Below are 14,610 nucleotides of genomic sequence, written 5' to 3'. Positions count from 1 at the left end.
CACCCTGGGGTACGCGAGCGGTGCGGGGCGTCGCTCCCAGGTCCCGTTACTTATCCGCTCCCTACTGCGCCCGTAGTACGCGGCGGGTGCGGGTCACTCCACCCGGGGGCGGACCAGGCCCGATTCGTAGGCAATCACGACGAGTTGGGCCCGGTCGCGGGCGCCGAGCTTGGCCATCGCCCGGTTCACATGGGTCTTCACGGTGAGCGGGGAGACTTCGAGGCGTTCGGCGATCTCGTCGTTGGAGTGGCCGCCCGCGACCTGTCCGAGGACCTCGCGCTCGCGGACGGTGAGCGCGGCCAGCCGCTCGGCGTGGGCCCCCGGGGACCGGCCGTCGTCGTCGTAACCCTCGCCCTGCGCGAGGAACTTGGCGATCAGCCCCTTGGTCGCGGCGGGTGACAGCAGGGCGTCGCCGGCGGCCGCGATCCGGACGGCGCCGAGCAGTTCCTCGGGTTCCGCGCCCTTGCCGAGGAAGCCGGAGGCGCCGGCCCGCAGGGACTGCACCACGTACTCGTCGACCTCGAAGGTGGTCAGCATGACCACGCGGACGGCGGCGAGTTCGGGGTCCGCGCTGATCTCGCGGGTCGCGGCGAGGCCGTCGGTGCCGGGCATCCGGATGTCCATGAGGACCACGTCGGGGCGCTCGGAGCGGGCGAGCCGGACCGCTTCCGCGCCGTCCGACGCCTCCCCCACCACCTCCATGTCCGGTTCGGAGTCGACGAGGACCCTGAAGGCGCTGCGCAGCAGGGCCTGGTCGTCGGCGAGGAGGACCCGAATCGTGCCGCTGGTCATGTGGTGGCGTCCCCTGAGGTGGTGTCGGTGGCCCGGTCCTTGACGGGAAGGATCGCATGGACGCGGAAGCCGCCGCCGTAGCGTTCGCCCGCGGTGAGGGTGCCGCGCAGGGCGGTGACCCGTTCGCGCATGCCGAGCAGCCCGTGTCCGCCGTCGCGGTCCCGCGGGCCGGCGGGAAGAGCGACGCCGGGGCCGTCGTCGAGGACGCTGACCTCGACGTTGGGCCCCACCCGCACGACGCTGACCTCCGCCTTGGCGCCCTGGCCCGCGTGCTTCTGCACGTTCGTCAGCGCTTCCTGCACGATGCGGAACGCGGCGAGGTCGACGGCGGCGGGCAGCGGCGGGGCGTCCTGGTCGCGGGCCACCTCCACGGGCAGGCCCGCGTGCCGGAAGGTGCCGACGAGGTCGTCGAGCCGGTCCAGGCCCGGGGCCGGCTCGGTCGGCGCCTCGGGGTCGCCGGTCTGGCGCAGCAGGCCGACGGTGGCGCGGAGTTCGTTGAGCGCGGAGCGGCTGGCCTCGCGGACGTGCGCGAGGGCTTCCTTGGCCTGGTCGGGGCGCTTGTCCATGACGTGCGCGGCGACCCCGGCCTGCACGTTGACCAGGGCGATGTGGTGGGCGACGACGTCGTGCAGATCGCGGGCGATCCGCAGCCGCTCCTCGGCGACGCGGCGCCGGGCCTCCTCCTCGCGGGTGCGCTCGGCGCGTTCGGCGCGCTCCCGGATGGCGTCGACGAAGGCGCGCCGGGAGCGGACGGCGTCACCGGCCGCCGCGGCCATGCCGGTCCAGGCGAAGATGCCGAGGTTCTCCTGCGCGTACCAGGGCAGCGGGCCGGCGAGCATGGCGACGCCGGTGAGCGTCGCCATCGTGGCCAGGCCCACCCGCCAGGTGGTGGGCCGGTCGGTGTGCGCGGCGACGGTGAACAGGGCGATGACGGCGGACATCACGACCGGGGTGCGGGGTTCGCCGGTGCCGAGCTCGACCAGGGAGACCGCGGCCGTCGCGGCGAGGACGCAGCGGGGGGCGACCCGCCGGAAGACCAGGGCGGTGGCGCCGAGCACCATCAGGACGAGGCTGAGCGGGTCGGGGGTGCGGGCCCCCCAGATGTAGCTGCCGCCGTCCGCGTTGCTGTGGTCCACGAAGGAACCGGCGATCATGCAGGCCAGCACGGCGAGGGCGAGGGTGGCGTCGAGGGCCAGGGGGTGGGTTCTGGCCCAGCGTACGAGGGGGGTCACCGGGGTCACGGTAGCTGGCCCCCCTCGCGGCCGATCGCGCGGTCGCCCGCGCTCCTGGGTGCTTCTGCCGGAGGTCAGCCCGGGATGAGGCCGTCGTCGGAGAGCATCTCGCGGACCTCTTCGAGGGTGGCGTCCGGGGCCGGGAGGATCAGCTCGGACGGTTCGAGGGAGTCGTCCGGGAGCGGCCGGCCCAGACGGCGCACGGCGTCGAGGAGCGCGGCCAGCGTGCGCCGGAAGCCCTCCTCGTCGCCGGTCTCCATCTCGGCCAGCAGTTCGTCGTCCAGCGTGTTGAGTTCGGTGAAGTGGCTGTCGGCCAGCTCCACCTGGCCCTCCCCCATGATCCGTACGATCACGTCGGCCTCCTCGGGCTGCTGCTACTGCTTGTCGAAGCGCGGGGTGTCGGTCGGCTGCGGCGCCTGCTGGGGCTGGCCCTGGCTGCCCTCGATCGCCTGCTGGGACGAGGACGAGCCGCCGGCCAGCTCCTGCTTCATGCGTTGCAGCTCCAGCTCTACATCCGTACCACCGGAGAGCCGGTCCAGCTCGCTCTGGATGTCGTCCTTGGCGAGCCCGGAGGAGTCGTCGAGGGCGCCGGAGGCGAGCAGTTCGTCGATGGCGCCGGCCCGCGCCTGGAGCTGTGCGGTCTTGTCCTCGGCGCGCTGGATCGCCATGCCGACGTCGCCCATCTCCTCGGAGATGCCGGAGAACGCCTCGCCGATGCGGGTCTGCGCCTGCGCCGCGGTGTAGGTGGCCTTGATGGTCTCCTTCTTGGTGCGGAAGGCGTCCACCTTGGCCTGGAGGCGCTGGGCCGCGAGGGTGAGCTTCTCCTCCTCGCCCTGGAGCGTCTGGTGCTGCGTCTCCAGGTCGGTGACCTGCTGCTGGAGCGCGGCGCGGCGCGACAGCGCCTCGCGGGCCAGGTCCTCGCGGCCGAGCGCGAGCGCCTTGCGGCCCTGGTCCTCCAGCTTGGAGGACTGGCCCTGCAACTGGTTCAGCTGGAGCTCCAGGCGCTTGCGGCTGGTCGCGACGTCCGCGACGCCACGGCGCACCTTCTGGAGCAGCTCCAGCTGCTTCTGGTAGGAGTAATCGAGGGTTTCGCGCGGGTCCTCGGCCCGGTCAAGGGCCTTGTTCGCCTTCGCGCGGAAGATCATCCCCATACGCTTCATGACACCGCTCATGGGCTTCGCGCGCCCCCTTCTACTGACTGATCAAGCCGACGGTCCAGCTCCGGCACTGCGACACAACCCACAGTACGGGTCCTGCATCTATTACCGCACTGTCCAGGTGCGGATGCGCTCATCCCCAAGGACGACTGCCGACGGTCGCGCTCCGGCGCAAGGAGTAGGTGGCACCCTCATCCGCCCCGCCGTCCGCCTCTAGGGACGCACGGTGTTGCCGGATCGTTCCCGGTGGGCACCTGGTCCATGCACGTCCACCACGTACCCTTGGCTTTTGTGTTCCGTAGCCGATCCCAGGACGACAAGGCGCCGGCCGACAAGGCCCCGGTGACCTCTCTGTCCCAGCAGACCCGTGACCCGCAGGCGCCCAAGGGCCGCCCCACGCCCAAGCGCAGCGCGGCCCAGTCGCAGCGCCGCAGCGTGGCCAACACCAAGATGTCGCCGAAGGAGGCCCGCGCCCGCCAGCGCGGGGACCGGCGCGCCGCGATGGAGAAGCAGCGCGCCGCGCTCGCCAGCGGCGACGAGCGTTACCTGCCCGCGCGCGACAAGGGTCCGGTGCGGCGCTACGCCCGCGACTTCGTCGACTCGCGGTTCTGCATCGCCGAGTACTTCCTGCCGATGGCGGTGATCATCCTCGTCCTGAGCATGGTCCGCGTCGGCTCGCTCCAGAACATCGCGCTGCTGCTGTGGCTGTTCGTGATCCTCGCGATCGTGATCGACTCGGCCATCACCGGCTTCCGGCTGAAGAAGCGCCTGGCGGAGAGGTTCCCCGACGAGCGCCGCAAGGGCGCGGTCGCGTACGCGCTGATGCGCACGCTCCAGATGAAGCGGCTGCGGCTGCCCAAGCCGCAGGTCAAGCGCGGAGAGCGGCCCTGAGCACGGACGCCTTCGCCGGGGACGCGCCGGGCGCCTGGCTGGAGAAGCTGGGCGGTCTGCGCAACGTCGTACGGCAGGAGCTGGTGTCCCGGCAGCTCGACGAGCAGATAGCCGGGCGTTTTCCCGTCGGGCAGCGGCTGCGGGTGCTCGACGTCGGGATGGGCCAGGGCACCCAGGCGCTGCGGCTGGCGAAGGCCGGCCACAAGGTGACCGGCGTGGACCAGGACCCCGCGATGCTCTCCGTCGCGCGGGCCGCGCTCGCCGCGGAGCCCGCGGGCGTCCAGGAGCGGGTGCGGTTCGTCGAGGGCAGCGGCATGGAGACGGGGGTCCACTTCCTGCCCGGGAGTTTCGACGTCGTGCTCTGTCACGGCGTCCTGATGTACGTCGACGAGCCCGACGCGCTGCTGGCCGGGCTCGCGCGGATGCTGGCGCCGGGGGGCCTGCTCTCCCTGCTGGTGCGCAACGCGGACGCGCTGGCGATGCGGCCGGGACTGGCCGGCGACTGGGTCACGGCGCTCGGCGCCTTCGACTCGCTGAAGTACACCAACCGGCTCGGCCTGGACGTGCGGGCCGACCGGCTCGGCGCGCTGACCGAGACCCTCGCCGGGATCGGGGCGCCGCTGCACGCCTGGTACGGCGTGCGGGTCTTCACCGACCAGGCGGGCGACGGCGCGCCGGTGCCGGAGCGCGGGGAGCTCCAGACGCTGCTCGCCGCCGAGGAGCGCGCCGGGCGCAGCGATCCGTACCGGCGGGTGGCCGCGCTGCTGCACCTGTGCGGCGTGCGGGGCTGAGCCGGGGCCCGCCTCCGGCGGACGGGGTCCGCTGTTCGGCGGCGCAGCGGGGGCGCCCGCCCGGGACGGACGCGACAATCCGGGCATGACTGCTTCTTCGCGTTCCTCGCGTTCTTCGCGTTCCTCGCGTGCGCGCCTCGCGCTCCCCGTCGCCGCCGTCGTCTGCTCGGCGGCGCTCGTCGGGGGCTGCTCCGACTCCGGTTCCTCGGACGTGTCGTCGTCCGGCTCGACCACACAGGCCGCCGCCGCCTCGGGGAACGCGTTGCAGGACGCGTACCAGGACGTCATCAAGGACGTCCTGCCGTCCGTCGTGCAGGTGCAGGCCTCGTCCGACCTCGGTTCGGGGGTCGTGTACGACGACAAGGGGCACATCGTGACCAACGCCCATGTGGTCGGCGACGAGAAGTCGTTCAAGGTGACGACGTCGACGAGCGAGGACGAGCTGACGGCGCGGCTCGTCTCCGCGTACCCGGAGCAGGATCTCGCCGTGATCAAGCTGGACAAGGTGCCGGACGGGCTGAAGCCGGCCCGGTTCGGGGATTCGTCGAAGGTCGAGGTCGGCCAGATCACGCTGGCGATGGGCTCGCCGCTAGGGCTGTCGTCGAGCGTCACCCAGGGCATCGTGTCGGCGACCGGGCGGACGGTGAGCGAGGGCCGCTCGGGCGGCGGCACCGGCGCGACCATCGCCAACATGGTGCAGACGTCGGCGGCGATCAACCCCGGCAACAGCGGGGGCACCCTGGTCGGCCTGGACAGCCGGGTCATCGGCATCCCGACGCTGGCGGCGACCGACCCCGGGCTCGGGGAGGGCGCGGCGCCGGGCATCGGGTTCGCGATCCCCGCGTCGACGGTGACGGTCATCGCCGACCAGATCGTCAAGGACGGCAAGGTGACGGACTCCGGCCGGGCCGAGCTGGGCATCACGGCGCGGGCGGTCGTCGACGGCGACCTCCGGGCGGCCGGCGTCTCGGTGGTCTCCGTGACCGACGGCGGCCCCGCGGACCGGGCCGGGCTGAGGCCCGGCGACGTCATCACCGCGCTGGGCGACGAGAAGATCACCACCATGACCTCGCTCCAGGAGGCCCTGGCCGCCGAGAAGCCGGGCGACAAGGCGAAGATCACCTTCACCCGGGACGGCGACAGGAGGACGGCCGACGTCACCCTCGGGGAGATGTAGGCCCCGGCGCGGACGACCGCGACGGGAGCCGCGGACGCGTCCGCGGCTCCCGCGTCGCCGGCCGTGGGCGCCCCGCTGTCCTTACGGGGCGCTGGTCTCCGGGGCGCCGGTCTCCTCGGCGTGGAGGCTCATCGGGCCGTAGATCTCGCTGGTGTCCTCGAAGAGGGTCACCTGGTCGGCGCCGCCCTCCGCGAGCTCCTTCCAGTACTCCCCGATCCAGGACTCCGCGTCGCCCTGGGTGGTGAACTCCTCGGGCTGGACCGCCGGAGCCACCTCCGTCCCGTCGGACTTCTCGAACCGCCACGTCCACGCCGCCATGCCAGCCTCCCGGTATCGGATGTCCGATGCGCGATGTCCCTGGAAGCCTAGCCGGGCGCGCGGCACCCGAGGCCGCGCGGGAGGATCTTCCTGTGGAACTGACACTGCTCGGCACCGGCGCCCCCGAAGGACTGCCCCGCCCCGACTGCCCCTGCGCCGCCTGCGCGGGCGCCCTCGGCACGGCGGCCCGCGGCGCGACGTCGCTGCTCATCGACCAGGTGCTGCTGCTCGACCTGACGCCGGGCGCGGTGTTCGCCGCCGCCCGCGCGGGGCGCAGCCTCGCCGGGGTGCGCCAGGTGCTGCTCTCGCACCCGCACGACGGGCCCGCCGTGGAGGTCCCGGCCGGGCTGCCGCAGCCGGTGCGGGTGCCGGACGGGCGCGAGCTGGCGCTGATCGGCGGCCACCGGGTGCGGGCGCTGCCGCTCGACGCCCCCGGCACCGGCTACGAGGTGGCGGGGCCGGGCGGCGAGCGGGTGCTGTACCTGCCGCCGGGTGCCGCGCCCGCCGGGCTCGACGCGGTGCGCGCCCCCTACGAGCTGGTCCTCGCCGACGTGGCCGGCCGCCCCGACGCGCTGGCGCGGCTGCGGGCCGCCGGTGCGGTGGGGCCGGCCACCGACGTCGTCGCCGTGCACCTCGGGCACGACGTCCCGCCGGGCGCCGAGCTGACCCGGCGGCTCGCGGCGGCCGGTGCCCGCGCGGTGCCGGACGGGACGACGCTGGACGTCGGCGCGTACCGGGAGGTGCCCGACGTGCCGCGCAGGACGCTGGTGCTCGGGGGCGCCCGCTCGGGCAAGTCGGTCGAGGCCGAGCGGCGCCTGGAGTCCTTCCCCGACGTGCTGTACGTGGCGACGGGCGGCACCCGGGGCGGCGACGCCGAGTGGGCGCGGCGGGTCGGCGTGCACCGGGAGCGGCGGCCGGGGTCGTGGCGCACCGCCGAGACCTGCGACCTCGAACCGCTGCTGGCCGACGCCTCGGACCCGGCGCCGCTGCTGATCGACTGCCTGTCGCTGTGGCTGACGTACGCCATGGACGAGGTCGGCGCCTGGGACGACGCCGAGTGGGCGGGCGGCGGGGAGAAGGCGCTGCGGGAGCGGACGGCCGCGCTGGTGGCGGCGGTGCGGCGCACCCGGCGCACGGTGGTGGCGGTGTCGAACGAGGTGGGGTCGGGGATCGTGCCCGCCACCGCGTCCGGGCGGCGCTACCGCGACGAGCTGGGCCGGCTGAACGCGGCGTTCGCCGCCGAGTGCGAGCACGTGCTGCTCGTCGTGGCCGGTCAGGCGCTCCCCCTGCGCGGCTGACCCGGGGACCCGCCGACCCGGTGGCCCGCCGACCCGGTGGCCCGCCGACCCGGTAGCCCGCCGCCCCGGTAGCCCGCCGACCCGGTGGCCCGCCGACCCGGTGGCCCGCCGACCCGGTGGCCCGCCGACCCGGTGGCCCGCCGCCCCGGTGGCCCGGGGCGGGGGGTTCAGGCCGGGTCGGGGTTGCGGCGGGCGAGCACCCGGTAGGCGTTGGAGAGGCCGGTGCGGCCGGCCAGCGGGGCGAGCAGCCGGTCGGCGGCGTGGGCGGCGCCGACGGCGGGGGTGCCCGCCCAGGTCAGGGCCCGGCGCAGGCCGCGCTGGAGGTCGCCGGGGGCCTTGGTGCGCCACGGGTTGTCGGCGGCGGGCAGCAGGTGGCCGAGGAGGAGCGCGCAGCCGGCCGTCAGGTCGACCGGCCGGTGGGGGGCGCGGCGGTCGACGGCGACGACGGTGTAGCCGAGCGCGGTGAGTTCGGTGCGCAGGTTGCCGAGCGGGATGAGGTGCAGGTGCTGCGGCTGGAAGTACGAGACCCACCACTTGCCGAGCAGGGCCGCCCAGCGGCTCTCGGGGTCGGGCAGCTCGATCATCAGGTGGCCGCCGGGGCGCAGGACGCGGCGGGCGGCCTTCAGCTCCTCGCGCGGGTCGAGGGAGTGCTCCAGGTAGTGGAACATGCTCATCGCGTCGTAGCGGCCGGCCAGCCGGGGCGCGAGTTCGGTGAGGAAGCCGCGGTGGGCCTCCTCGATCCGCCCGGCCCTGCGCCCGGCCTCGACGGCGTCGCCGATGTCGAGGCCGTCGAACGCGGTGTAGGGCAGGACCTCCTTGGCGGCGGCCGGGAAGTGGCAGGGGCCGGTGCCGACGTCCAGCCAGCTCTCCGGCTCGATGTGCCGGAACATGGCGCGGGCGGCCTCCCGGTGGCGCTTGGCCGAGGGGTGTCCGCCGAGGATCCGTTCGGCGGGGCCGGCGCGCAGGCCGTCGTAGAAGTCCCGGTAGTAGAAGTTCAGCCCCTCGGGGGTCAGCCGCGGGTTCTGGAACGAGTGGCCGCAGGCCCGGCACTGGTCGAGGGTGAAGGTGCCGGGCTTGTGCTGGAGGAGGTCCGTGGTGCGCAGCCGGGTGCGCAGGCGGGTGGAGCCGCACCAGGGGCAGTCGGGGCGGCGCGGCTCGTGGAAGCGCTCGGTGCCGCGGGCGAGTTCGGTGAGGTAGGCGGGGCGGCGCTCGGCCACGGCCTGGGCTGTGGGGGGCATGGGACTCCTTCGGCTCGGGCGGGACGACGGCCGCGATACGACAATCCGAACGGCAATCCGATACGAAAGGGAACGTAAGGGATCATCAGCAGCCTTTCAATGACGCTCCGAGGTCGCTCCATCGCATGGCGTAACCCGTCGCGGGCGGCCGGTCGGGGCCGGGTTCCGTGACGGGTGGGACAGCAGGGACCGGCGGGGATCGCGGCCGGTACTGTTCGGCGAATGAGCTCGCTGAATCTCGACGACTTCACCGACCTGATCGAGCGTCCCGACGGCGGCACGCGCCGCGACGCCGAGGAGCGCAGGGCGCGCTTCGCCGTGCCGCCCGGCGCGCTCGGCCGCCTCGACGAGCTGGGCGAATGGCTCTCGGCCGCGCAGGGCGCCGTGCCGGTGCGGCCGGTGGCGCGGGCCCGGGTGGTCGTCTTCGCGGGTGATCACGGGGTGGCCTCGCTGGGCGTGTCGAAGCGGGCGGCGGGCACCGCGGCGGAGCTGGTGCGCGAGGCCGTCGAGGGCGGCTCGGCGGGCGCGGTGCTCGCGCGGCGCCTCGGCCTCGGGGTGCGGATCGTCGACCTGGCCCTGGACTGCGAGCGGGACGAGCTGCCCGAGGCCGTGGAGGACCGCCGGGTGCGGCGCGGCTCCGGCCGGATCGACACCGAGGACGCGCTCACCCCGGAGGAGGCCGAGCAGGCGTTCCGCGCGGGCATGGCCGTCGCCGACGAGGAGGCCGACTCCGGTACGGATCTGGTGGTGCTCGGCGACCTCAGCGTCGGCGGCACGACGGCGGCGGCCACCCTCGTCGCCGCGCTGTGCGGCACGGACGCCTCCGTGGTCACCGGGCGCGGCGGCGACCCCATCGACGACCTGGCCTGGATGCGCAAGTGCGCGGCCGTGCGGGACGCGCTGCGCCGGGCCCGTCCGGTCCTCGGCGACCAGCTGGGACTGCTCGCGGCGGTGGGCGGCGCCGACCTCGCGGCCGCGACCGGCTTCCTGCTCCAGTGCGCGGTGCGCCGTACGCCGGTGATCCTGGACGGGGTCGTCTCGGCGGCCTGCGCGCTGGTCGGCCAGCGCGTGGCGTTCCGCGCGCCGGACTGGTGGCTCGCGGGCCAGGCCAGCGGGGAGCCGGCGCAGGCCAAGGCGCTGGACCGGATGGCCATGGAGCCGATGCTCGACCAGGGCGTCACGGTGGGCGGCGGCGCGGGCGCGCTCCTCGCCCTCCCCCTGGTCCAGGCGGCGGCGGCCCTGGCCGCCGAACTCCCCGAGGTCGACGCGCCCCGCTAGGGCCCGCGGGGAACCACGCGCGGATCCCCGCGCCCCTGCCGGATTCGGGGGCAAATCACCCATAAGCTCCCGACATGGGAGCCGCCCGCACAAGCACACTCACTTCGCGTCGCGCCGCGAGTTTCACCGTCTGGTATCTGCGGATCGTCACCTTCGTCGACCTGCTGAGCGCCGTGTGGGTCTCCTTCGGCAACGACCTGCGCCGCCACAACTCGGAGAACTACTTCACCCCGTACCTGCTCGCCGCGGGCTTCTCGTCGGCCGTCGTCGCCTGGTTCCTGGCGATCACGATGCGCCGCCGCAAGCGCGCGGCCTGGATCCTGAACCTCGTCCTGAGCGGCCTGTTCCTCCTGCTGTTCGCCGTCGTGATGGTCTTCCCCGAGGTCCGGCAGTACGCGCAGAACTGGATCTCGCTGGCCCTGACCGCCGCGTTCGTGGTGGCGCTGCTGCTGGGGCGGCGCGAGTTCTACGCGAAGGGCGACCGCTCCAACGCCCGGCTCGCGGCGGTCGTCGCGGTCGGCGGACTGCTGGTGACGTCGCTGGTCGCGACGTTCCTGGTGACGGTCACCAACCAGGCGCACGAGCCGCACCGCTCGACGTTCCTGGAACGCTGGCGCTACGGCACGCTGCGGCTGATCTCGGTCGCCACCGACGACTCCCGCTTCCCCGGCATCACCACCCCGAACTGGACCAACGTCGTCATCAACGTGCTGTCCACGGCGCTGCTGATCGCCGTGGTCTGGGCCGCGTTCCGCTCCCGCCGCGCCGTCGACCCGCTCACCGCCGACGACGAGGAGCGGCTGCGCGCCCTGCTCGCCAAGGAGGGCGAGCGGGACTCGCTGGGCTACTTCGCGCTGCGCCGCGACAAGAGCGTCGTGTGGTCGCCGACCGGCAAGGCCGCGGTGACCTACCGGGTCGTCGGCGGGGTCTCGCTGGCCTCCGGCGACCCGATCGGCGACCCCGAGGCGTGGCCCGGCGCGATCGAACCCTGGCTCGCCGAGGCGCGCGAGCACGGCTGGCTGCCCGCGGTGATGGGCGCCGGCGAGGAGGCGGGCACCATCTACGCCCGGCACGGCCTCGACGCCCTCGAACTCGGCGACGAGGCCATCGTCGAGACCGCCGACTTCACCCTCGAAGGACGGGCCATGCGCACCGTCCGCCAGGCCTACAACCGCGTCAAGCGGGCGGGCTACACGGTCCGCGTCCGCCGCCACGAGGACATCCCCGCCGACGAACTGACGCACCTGCTGAAGCGCGCCGACGACTGGCGCGACGGCGCCACCGAGCGCGGCTTCTCCATGGCGCTCGGCCGGCTGGGCGACCCGGGCGACGGACAGTGCATGATGCTGGAATGCACCGACGGCGAGGGCGACTTGAGAGCACTGCTCTCCTTCGTGCCGTGGGGCCCGCACGGACTCTCCCTCGACCTGATGCGCCGTGACCGCGACGCCGAGAACGGCCTGATGGAGTTCATGGTGATCGAACTCCTGCACCGCGCCCCCGAGATCGGGATCACCCAGGTCTCGCTGAACTTCGCCATGTTCCGCTCCGTCTTCGAACGCGGCGCGCGCCTCGGCGCGGGCCCGGTGCTGCGCCTGTGGCGCGCGCTGCTCAGCTTCTTCTCGCGGTGGTGGCAGATCGAATCGCTGTACCGGGCCAACGCCAAGTACCGGCCCATCTGGGAACCCCGCTTCCTGCTCTTCGAGAAGAGCGCCGACCTGCCCCGCATCGGCCTGGCCTCGGCCCGCGCCGAGGGCTTCCTCGAAGTACCCGGGCTGCCGAAGCGGCTGGCGCGCCGGTGAGGAGAGCGGCCCGCGCGGAGTGGGGCCCGCTCTTCACCGCCGTACGGGACGGGCTCGTCGCGCGCCGGCTGCGGGCGATCCCGCTGACGCTGGCCGCGGTCTGCCTGACGGCGGCCTTCCAGTACGTGCAGAACCAGCCCTGGGGGTACGGGTTCGTGCAGGACGTCGGCGCCGTGCGGGCCGCCGACCCGCTGCCGCTCGCCCTGCTGCGCACCCCGCTGTCACTGTTCGTGCCCGCGCTCGACCTGCCCGTGTGGGGCGCGCTCGCGCAGATCCTGCTGGTCTTCGGGATCGCGGAGATCTGCCTGGGCCGCCCGCGCACCCTGTGCCTCGCGTACGTCGCCACGCTCGGCGGCACCCTGTACGCGCGCCTCGCCATCGCCGCGGGATGGCTGCCCGCCTCCGACGCGCGGATCGTCGACACCGGGCCGTCGGCGGCGGTCGTCGGGCTCGCCGTGTACGTGTGCTGGCGCTACCGGGCCCGGTTCACCTGCGCGCTGGTCGTCGTCACGATGGTCGTCGAGTGCGCGCTCAAGCCGAACCTCGCGGGCCGGGAGCACCTCGCCGCGATCGCCGCCGTGCTCATGGTGTGCGCGGCGCGCCGGACGGTTCGCGGAATCCGCCGACCAGATCCTGGAAGCGCCGGCTGATCCGCAGCCAGCGCCGGTCGTGCCGGAAGGCCCGCAGCGTCGAGCGGGCCCGCGCCCGCGGCCTGCGGCGGTACCAGCGGCGGGCCCAGAGCGAGCCGGGCCGGGCCAGCCGGACCGCGCCGAACCAGGCGACGAACGGCACCAGGACGCCGACGAGCGACATCCGCGGCTTGCCCTTGAGCAGGGTGACCAGCACGAACAGGAAGTTCAGGGCGAGCGTGACGATGAGGGCCGTACGGTCGTGCTGCTCGTCCTGCGTCATGTCGTTGACGCCGAGCGGCGAGAACCCGCTCACCACCAGGCCGCCGAGGGCCGCCGCGAGCACCACCACCTCGACGCTCTGGCGCCCCTGGTCGGTCCAGTAGACGTCGTCCAGGTGCAGGACGAGCGCGAACTCGTCGAGCACCAGGCCCGCCCCGATCCCGAACACGACGGCGAAGAGGCCCGCGCCGAAGCCGTGCCGGTCGCTGCCCACCGCGCCGAACCCGCCGACCACCATGAGCACGATGCCGGGCACCACGTGATGGATGTGCAGCCCGCCCGGCGAGATGTTGCGGAACGGGCCGCGGCCGGCCCGGATCAGCCGGGTGACCATGCGGGTGATCAGGAACGTCGCGATGAACGTGAGCAGCGCAAGCAGCACCGGCAGCTTGCCCGGCTCCGTGATGTTGCGGTGCCACCAGTCGCCCATGGCCCCATCCTGCGGGCGGCGGGCGGGCGACGCCCGCCCGGTGGGCCACCCCGGGTAATCTCCCCCGGTGTCCGCAACGAACCCCCGCGCCTCCCTCGCCGACGGCATCCGTTTCGCCTTCGGCACCCTGACCGTGCTGCCCGTCCGAGTCACCCGCTGGGACCGCGTCGCGGCCCGCGCCGGGATGCTGGCGGCGCCGCTGGCCGGGCTGGTCGTCGGGCTGTGCGCGGCCGCGCTCGGGGCGGCGCTGTCCTTCCTCGGCGCGGGCGCGCCGCTGTGCGCGGTCGCCGCCGTCGCGGTGCCCGCCGCCCTCACCCGGGGCCTGCACCTGGACGGGCTCGCGGACGTCGCGGACGGGCTCGGCAGTGGCCGGCCGGCCGAGGACGCGTTGCGGATCATGAAGCAGTCGGACATCGGCCCGTTCGGCGTCGTGACGCTCGTCCTCGTGCTGCTGGCGCAGGTCGCCGTGCTGGCGCAGCTGTACGCCGAGTCGTGGACGCGGGGGGTGGTCGCGGCGGCCGTGTGCGCGGTGACGGCCCGTCTGGCGCTGACCTTCGCCTCCCGGGCGGGGGTGCCGGCCGCCCGGCCGGAGGGGCTGGGCGCCGCCGTCGCCGAGACCGTCTCCCGGCGGGCCGCGCTGATCGTCGGGGTCGTGGTCGTCGTGGCCGTCGCCGGGGTGTCCCTGCGGGGGGCTGCCGCCGTCGTCGTGGGGTGTGGTGCCGGGGAGTTGGTGCTGCGGCGGTGTGTCGGGCGGTTCGGTGGGGTGACCGGTGACGTGTTCGGCGCCGTCGCCGAGATCTCCGCCACGACGGCCCTCCTGACCCTGTCCTTCTGACACCCCGCCCGCGCCCCTGCGTCCCGGTGGCCGCTTCTCGCGCAGTTCCCCGCGCCCCTGGGTCCGTCCTCAGCTGACGGCCGGTGGCCGCTTCTCGCGCAGTTCCCCGCGCCCCTGAGATGCGCACTGCGTGCGCCATCTCATCGGAGAGGCGTGCCTCCGTCCCACCCCCTCCAGAGGCGCGCGGAGCGCAGCCTCAAGGGGAGGCTGCGCGTCAGCGCATGCCTCAGGGGCGCGGGGAACTGCGCGACCAGCCACGACGGTGGCGCGCGTAACAGACGACCCAGGGGCGCGGGGAACTGCGCGACCAGCCACGACGGTGGCGCGCGTGACCGACGACCTAGGGGCGCGGGGAACTGCGCGACCAGCCACGGCGGTGGCGCGCGTGAGAGAGCACCCCAGGGGTGCGGGGAAGCGCGGTGCCAGTCATCACGGCGGCGCGCGGGCGGGCCCGTGGTGA

General features: G+C 74.3%; 15 protein-coding genes. 8 read left to right on the top strand and 7 right to left on the bottom strand.

Translation table 11 applies throughout. The features are described from left to right. Positions 1 to 93: 93 nt before the first annotated feature. The 4 genes from ACIP5K_RS08265 to ACIP5K_RS08250 all read right to left on the bottom strand — a co-directional run bounded on the left by ACIP5K_RS08265 (position 94) and on the right by ACIP5K_RS08250 (position 3,196). Positions 94 to 792 carry a response regulator gene (locus ACIP5K_RS08265; RefSeq protein WP_401406639.1) on the bottom strand — a complete coding sequence of 233 codons (699 nt, stop codon included), beginning with the start codon at positions 790 to 792 and terminating at the stop codon, positions 94 to 96. Further along, entirely contained in the window at positions 789 to 2,024 is a 1,236-nt protein-coding gene (locus ACIP5K_RS08260) for a sensor histidine kinase (protein ID WP_401406636.1), read from the bottom strand. The genes ACIP5K_RS08265 and ACIP5K_RS08260 overlap by 4 nt, the downstream gene beginning before the upstream one ends. Positions 2,025 to 2,098: 74 nt before the next feature. Continuing rightward, entirely contained in the window at positions 2,099 to 2,377 is a 279-nt protein-coding gene (locus ACIP5K_RS08255; RefSeq protein ID WP_401406633.1) for a hypothetical protein, read from the bottom strand. A gap of 21 nt (positions 2,378 to 2,398) precedes the next feature. Continuing rightward, the gene (locus ACIP5K_RS08250) at positions 2,399 to 3,196 is read right to left on the bottom strand and encodes a PspA/IM30 family protein (protein ID WP_401406630.1); all 798 of its coding nucleotides are present in this window, start codon (positions 3,194 to 3,196) and stop codon (positions 2,399 to 2,401) included. A 246-nt stretch (positions 3,197 to 3,442) separates the two neighbouring features. On the opposite strand from ACIP5K_RS08250, the gene ACIP5K_RS08245 reads away from it, so the two are divergent. The 3 genes from ACIP5K_RS08245 to ACIP5K_RS08235 all read left to right on the top strand — a co-directional run bounded on the left by ACIP5K_RS08245 (position 3,443) and on the right by ACIP5K_RS08235 (position 6,040). Then, positions 3,443 to 4,072 carry a DUF3043 domain-containing protein gene (locus ACIP5K_RS08245; RefSeq protein WP_401407546.1) on the top strand — a complete coding sequence of 210 codons (630 nt, stop codon included), beginning with the start codon at positions 3,443 to 3,445 and terminating at the stop codon, positions 4,070 to 4,072. An 83-nt stretch (positions 4,073 to 4,155) separates the two neighbouring features. Beyond that, a complete protein-coding gene (locus tag ACIP5K_RS08240) occupies positions 4,156 to 4,863 on the top strand; it encodes a class I SAM-dependent methyltransferase (protein WP_401406627.1) in 708 nt (235 codons plus the stop codon). Positions 4,864 to 4,948: 85 nt separating this feature from the next. Continuing rightward, positions 4,949 to 6,040 (top strand): S1C family serine protease, encoded by a 1,092-nt coding sequence (locus ACIP5K_RS08235; RefSeq protein WP_401406624.1) that lies wholly within the window; start codon positions 4,949 to 4,951, stop codon positions 6,038 to 6,040. An 81-nt stretch (positions 6,041 to 6,121) separates the two neighbouring features. Here the strand turns inward: ACIP5K_RS08235 and ACIP5K_RS08230 are convergent, their stop codons facing one another. Further along, the gene (locus ACIP5K_RS08230) at positions 6,122 to 6,358 is read right to left on the bottom strand and encodes a hypothetical protein (RefSeq protein ID WP_401406621.1); all 237 of its coding nucleotides are present in this window, start codon (positions 6,356 to 6,358) and stop codon (positions 6,122 to 6,124) included. A 92-nt stretch (positions 6,359 to 6,450) separates the two neighbouring features. On the opposite strand from ACIP5K_RS08230, the gene ACIP5K_RS08225 reads away from it, so the two are divergent. Then, on the top strand, positions 6,451 to 7,656 hold the full coding sequence (locus tag ACIP5K_RS08225; protein ID WP_401406618.1) for a bifunctional adenosylcobinamide kinase/adenosylcobinamide-phosphate guanylyltransferase: 1,206 nt from the start codon (positions 6,451 to 6,453) through the stop codon (positions 7,654 to 7,656). 167 nt (positions 7,657 to 7,823) lie between these two features. Here ACIP5K_RS08225 and ACIP5K_RS08220 read toward each other — a convergent pair whose 3' ends face one another. Beyond that, on the bottom strand, positions 7,824 to 8,894 hold the full coding sequence (locus ACIP5K_RS08220; RefSeq protein ID WP_401406615.1) for a class I SAM-dependent methyltransferase: 1,071 nt from the start codon (positions 8,892 to 8,894) through the stop codon (positions 7,824 to 7,826). Between the two features lie 222 nt (positions 8,895 to 9,116). On the opposite strand from ACIP5K_RS08220, the gene ACIP5K_RS08215 reads away from it, so the two are divergent. The 3 genes from ACIP5K_RS08215 to ACIP5K_RS08205 all read left to right on the top strand — a co-directional run bounded on the left by ACIP5K_RS08215 (position 9,117) and on the right by ACIP5K_RS08205 (position 12,624). After that, a complete protein-coding gene (locus ACIP5K_RS08215; RefSeq protein WP_401406612.1) occupies positions 9,117 to 10,172 on the top strand; it encodes a nicotinate-nucleotide--dimethylbenzimidazole phosphoribosyltransferase in 1,056 nt (351 codons plus the stop codon). Positions 10,173 to 10,246: 74 nt separating this feature from the next. Next, on the top strand, positions 10,247 to 11,974 hold the full coding sequence (locus tag ACIP5K_RS08210) for a phosphatidylglycerol lysyltransferase domain-containing protein (protein ID WP_401406609.1): 1,728 nt from the start codon (positions 10,247 to 10,249) through the stop codon (positions 11,972 to 11,974). Next, positions 11,971 to 12,624 carry a hypothetical protein gene (locus tag ACIP5K_RS08205; RefSeq protein WP_401406606.1) on the top strand — a complete coding sequence of 218 codons (654 nt, stop codon included), beginning with the start codon at positions 11,971 to 11,973 and terminating at the stop codon, positions 12,622 to 12,624. The genes ACIP5K_RS08210 and ACIP5K_RS08205 overlap by 4 nt, the downstream gene beginning before the upstream one ends. Here ACIP5K_RS08205 and ACIP5K_RS08200 read toward each other — a convergent pair. Continuing rightward, positions 12,557 to 13,315, bottom strand: coding sequence for a hypothetical protein (locus ACIP5K_RS08200; protein ID WP_401406603.1), 759 nt, complete (start codon positions 13,313 to 13,315; stop codon positions 12,557 to 12,559). The two genes, ACIP5K_RS08205 and ACIP5K_RS08200, sit on opposite strands and share 68 nt — an antisense overlap. Before the next feature lie 67 nt (positions 13,316 to 13,382). Between ACIP5K_RS08200 and cobS the strand changes: the two genes are divergently transcribed. Then, positions 13,383 to 14,150: an adenosylcobinamide-GDP ribazoletransferase gene (gene cobS, locus ACIP5K_RS08195; protein ID WP_401406600.1), complete on the top strand. Its 768-nt coding sequence runs from the start codon at positions 13,383 to 13,385 to the stop codon at positions 14,148 to 14,150. The last annotated feature ends 460 nt before the right edge of the window (positions 14,151 to 14,610 follow it).

Source organism: Streptomyces sp. NPDC088785 (assembly GCF_044750685.1).
Classification (GTDB): domain Bacteria; phylum Actinomycetota; class Actinomycetes; order Streptomycetales; family Streptomycetaceae; genus Streptomyces.
This window is presented reverse-complemented; position numbering and strand designations above follow the sequence as displayed.

Bases quoted from the DNA above. Each gene is read 5' to 3' on its own strand.
- ACIP5K_RS08265 (WP_401406639.1), bottom strand. From the start codon at position 792: ATGACCAGCGGCACGATTCGGGTCCTCCTCGCCGACGACCAGGCCCTG.
- ACIP5K_RS08250 (WP_401406630.1), bottom strand. From the start codon at position 3,196: ATGAGCGGTGTCATGAAGCGTATGGGGATGATCTTCCGCGCGAAGGCG.
- ACIP5K_RS08245 (WP_401407546.1), top strand. From the start codon at position 3,443: ATGCACGTCCACCACGTACCCTTGGCTTTTGTGTTCCGTAGCCGATCC.
- ACIP5K_RS08235 (WP_401406624.1), top strand. From the start codon at position 4,949: ATGACTGCTTCTTCGCGTTCCTCGCGTTCTTCGCGTTCCTCGCGTGCG.
- ACIP5K_RS08230 (WP_401406621.1), bottom strand. From the start codon at position 6,358: ATGGCGGCGTGGACGTGGCGGTTCGAGAAGTCCGACGGGACGGAGGTG.
- ACIP5K_RS08220 (WP_401406615.1), bottom strand. From the start codon at position 8,894: ATGCCCCCCACAGCCCAGGCCGTGGCCGAGCGCCGCCCCGCCTACCTC.
- ACIP5K_RS08215 (WP_401406612.1), top strand. From the start codon at position 9,117: ATGAGCTCGCTGAATCTCGACGACTTCACCGACCTGATCGAGCGTCCC.
- ACIP5K_RS08210 (WP_401406609.1), top strand. From the start codon at position 10,247: ATGGGAGCCGCCCGCACAAGCACACTCACTTCGCGTCGCGCCGCGAGT.
- ACIP5K_RS08200 (WP_401406603.1), bottom strand. From the start codon at position 13,315: ATGGGCGACTGGTGGCACCGCAACATCACGGAGCCGGGCAAGCTGCCG.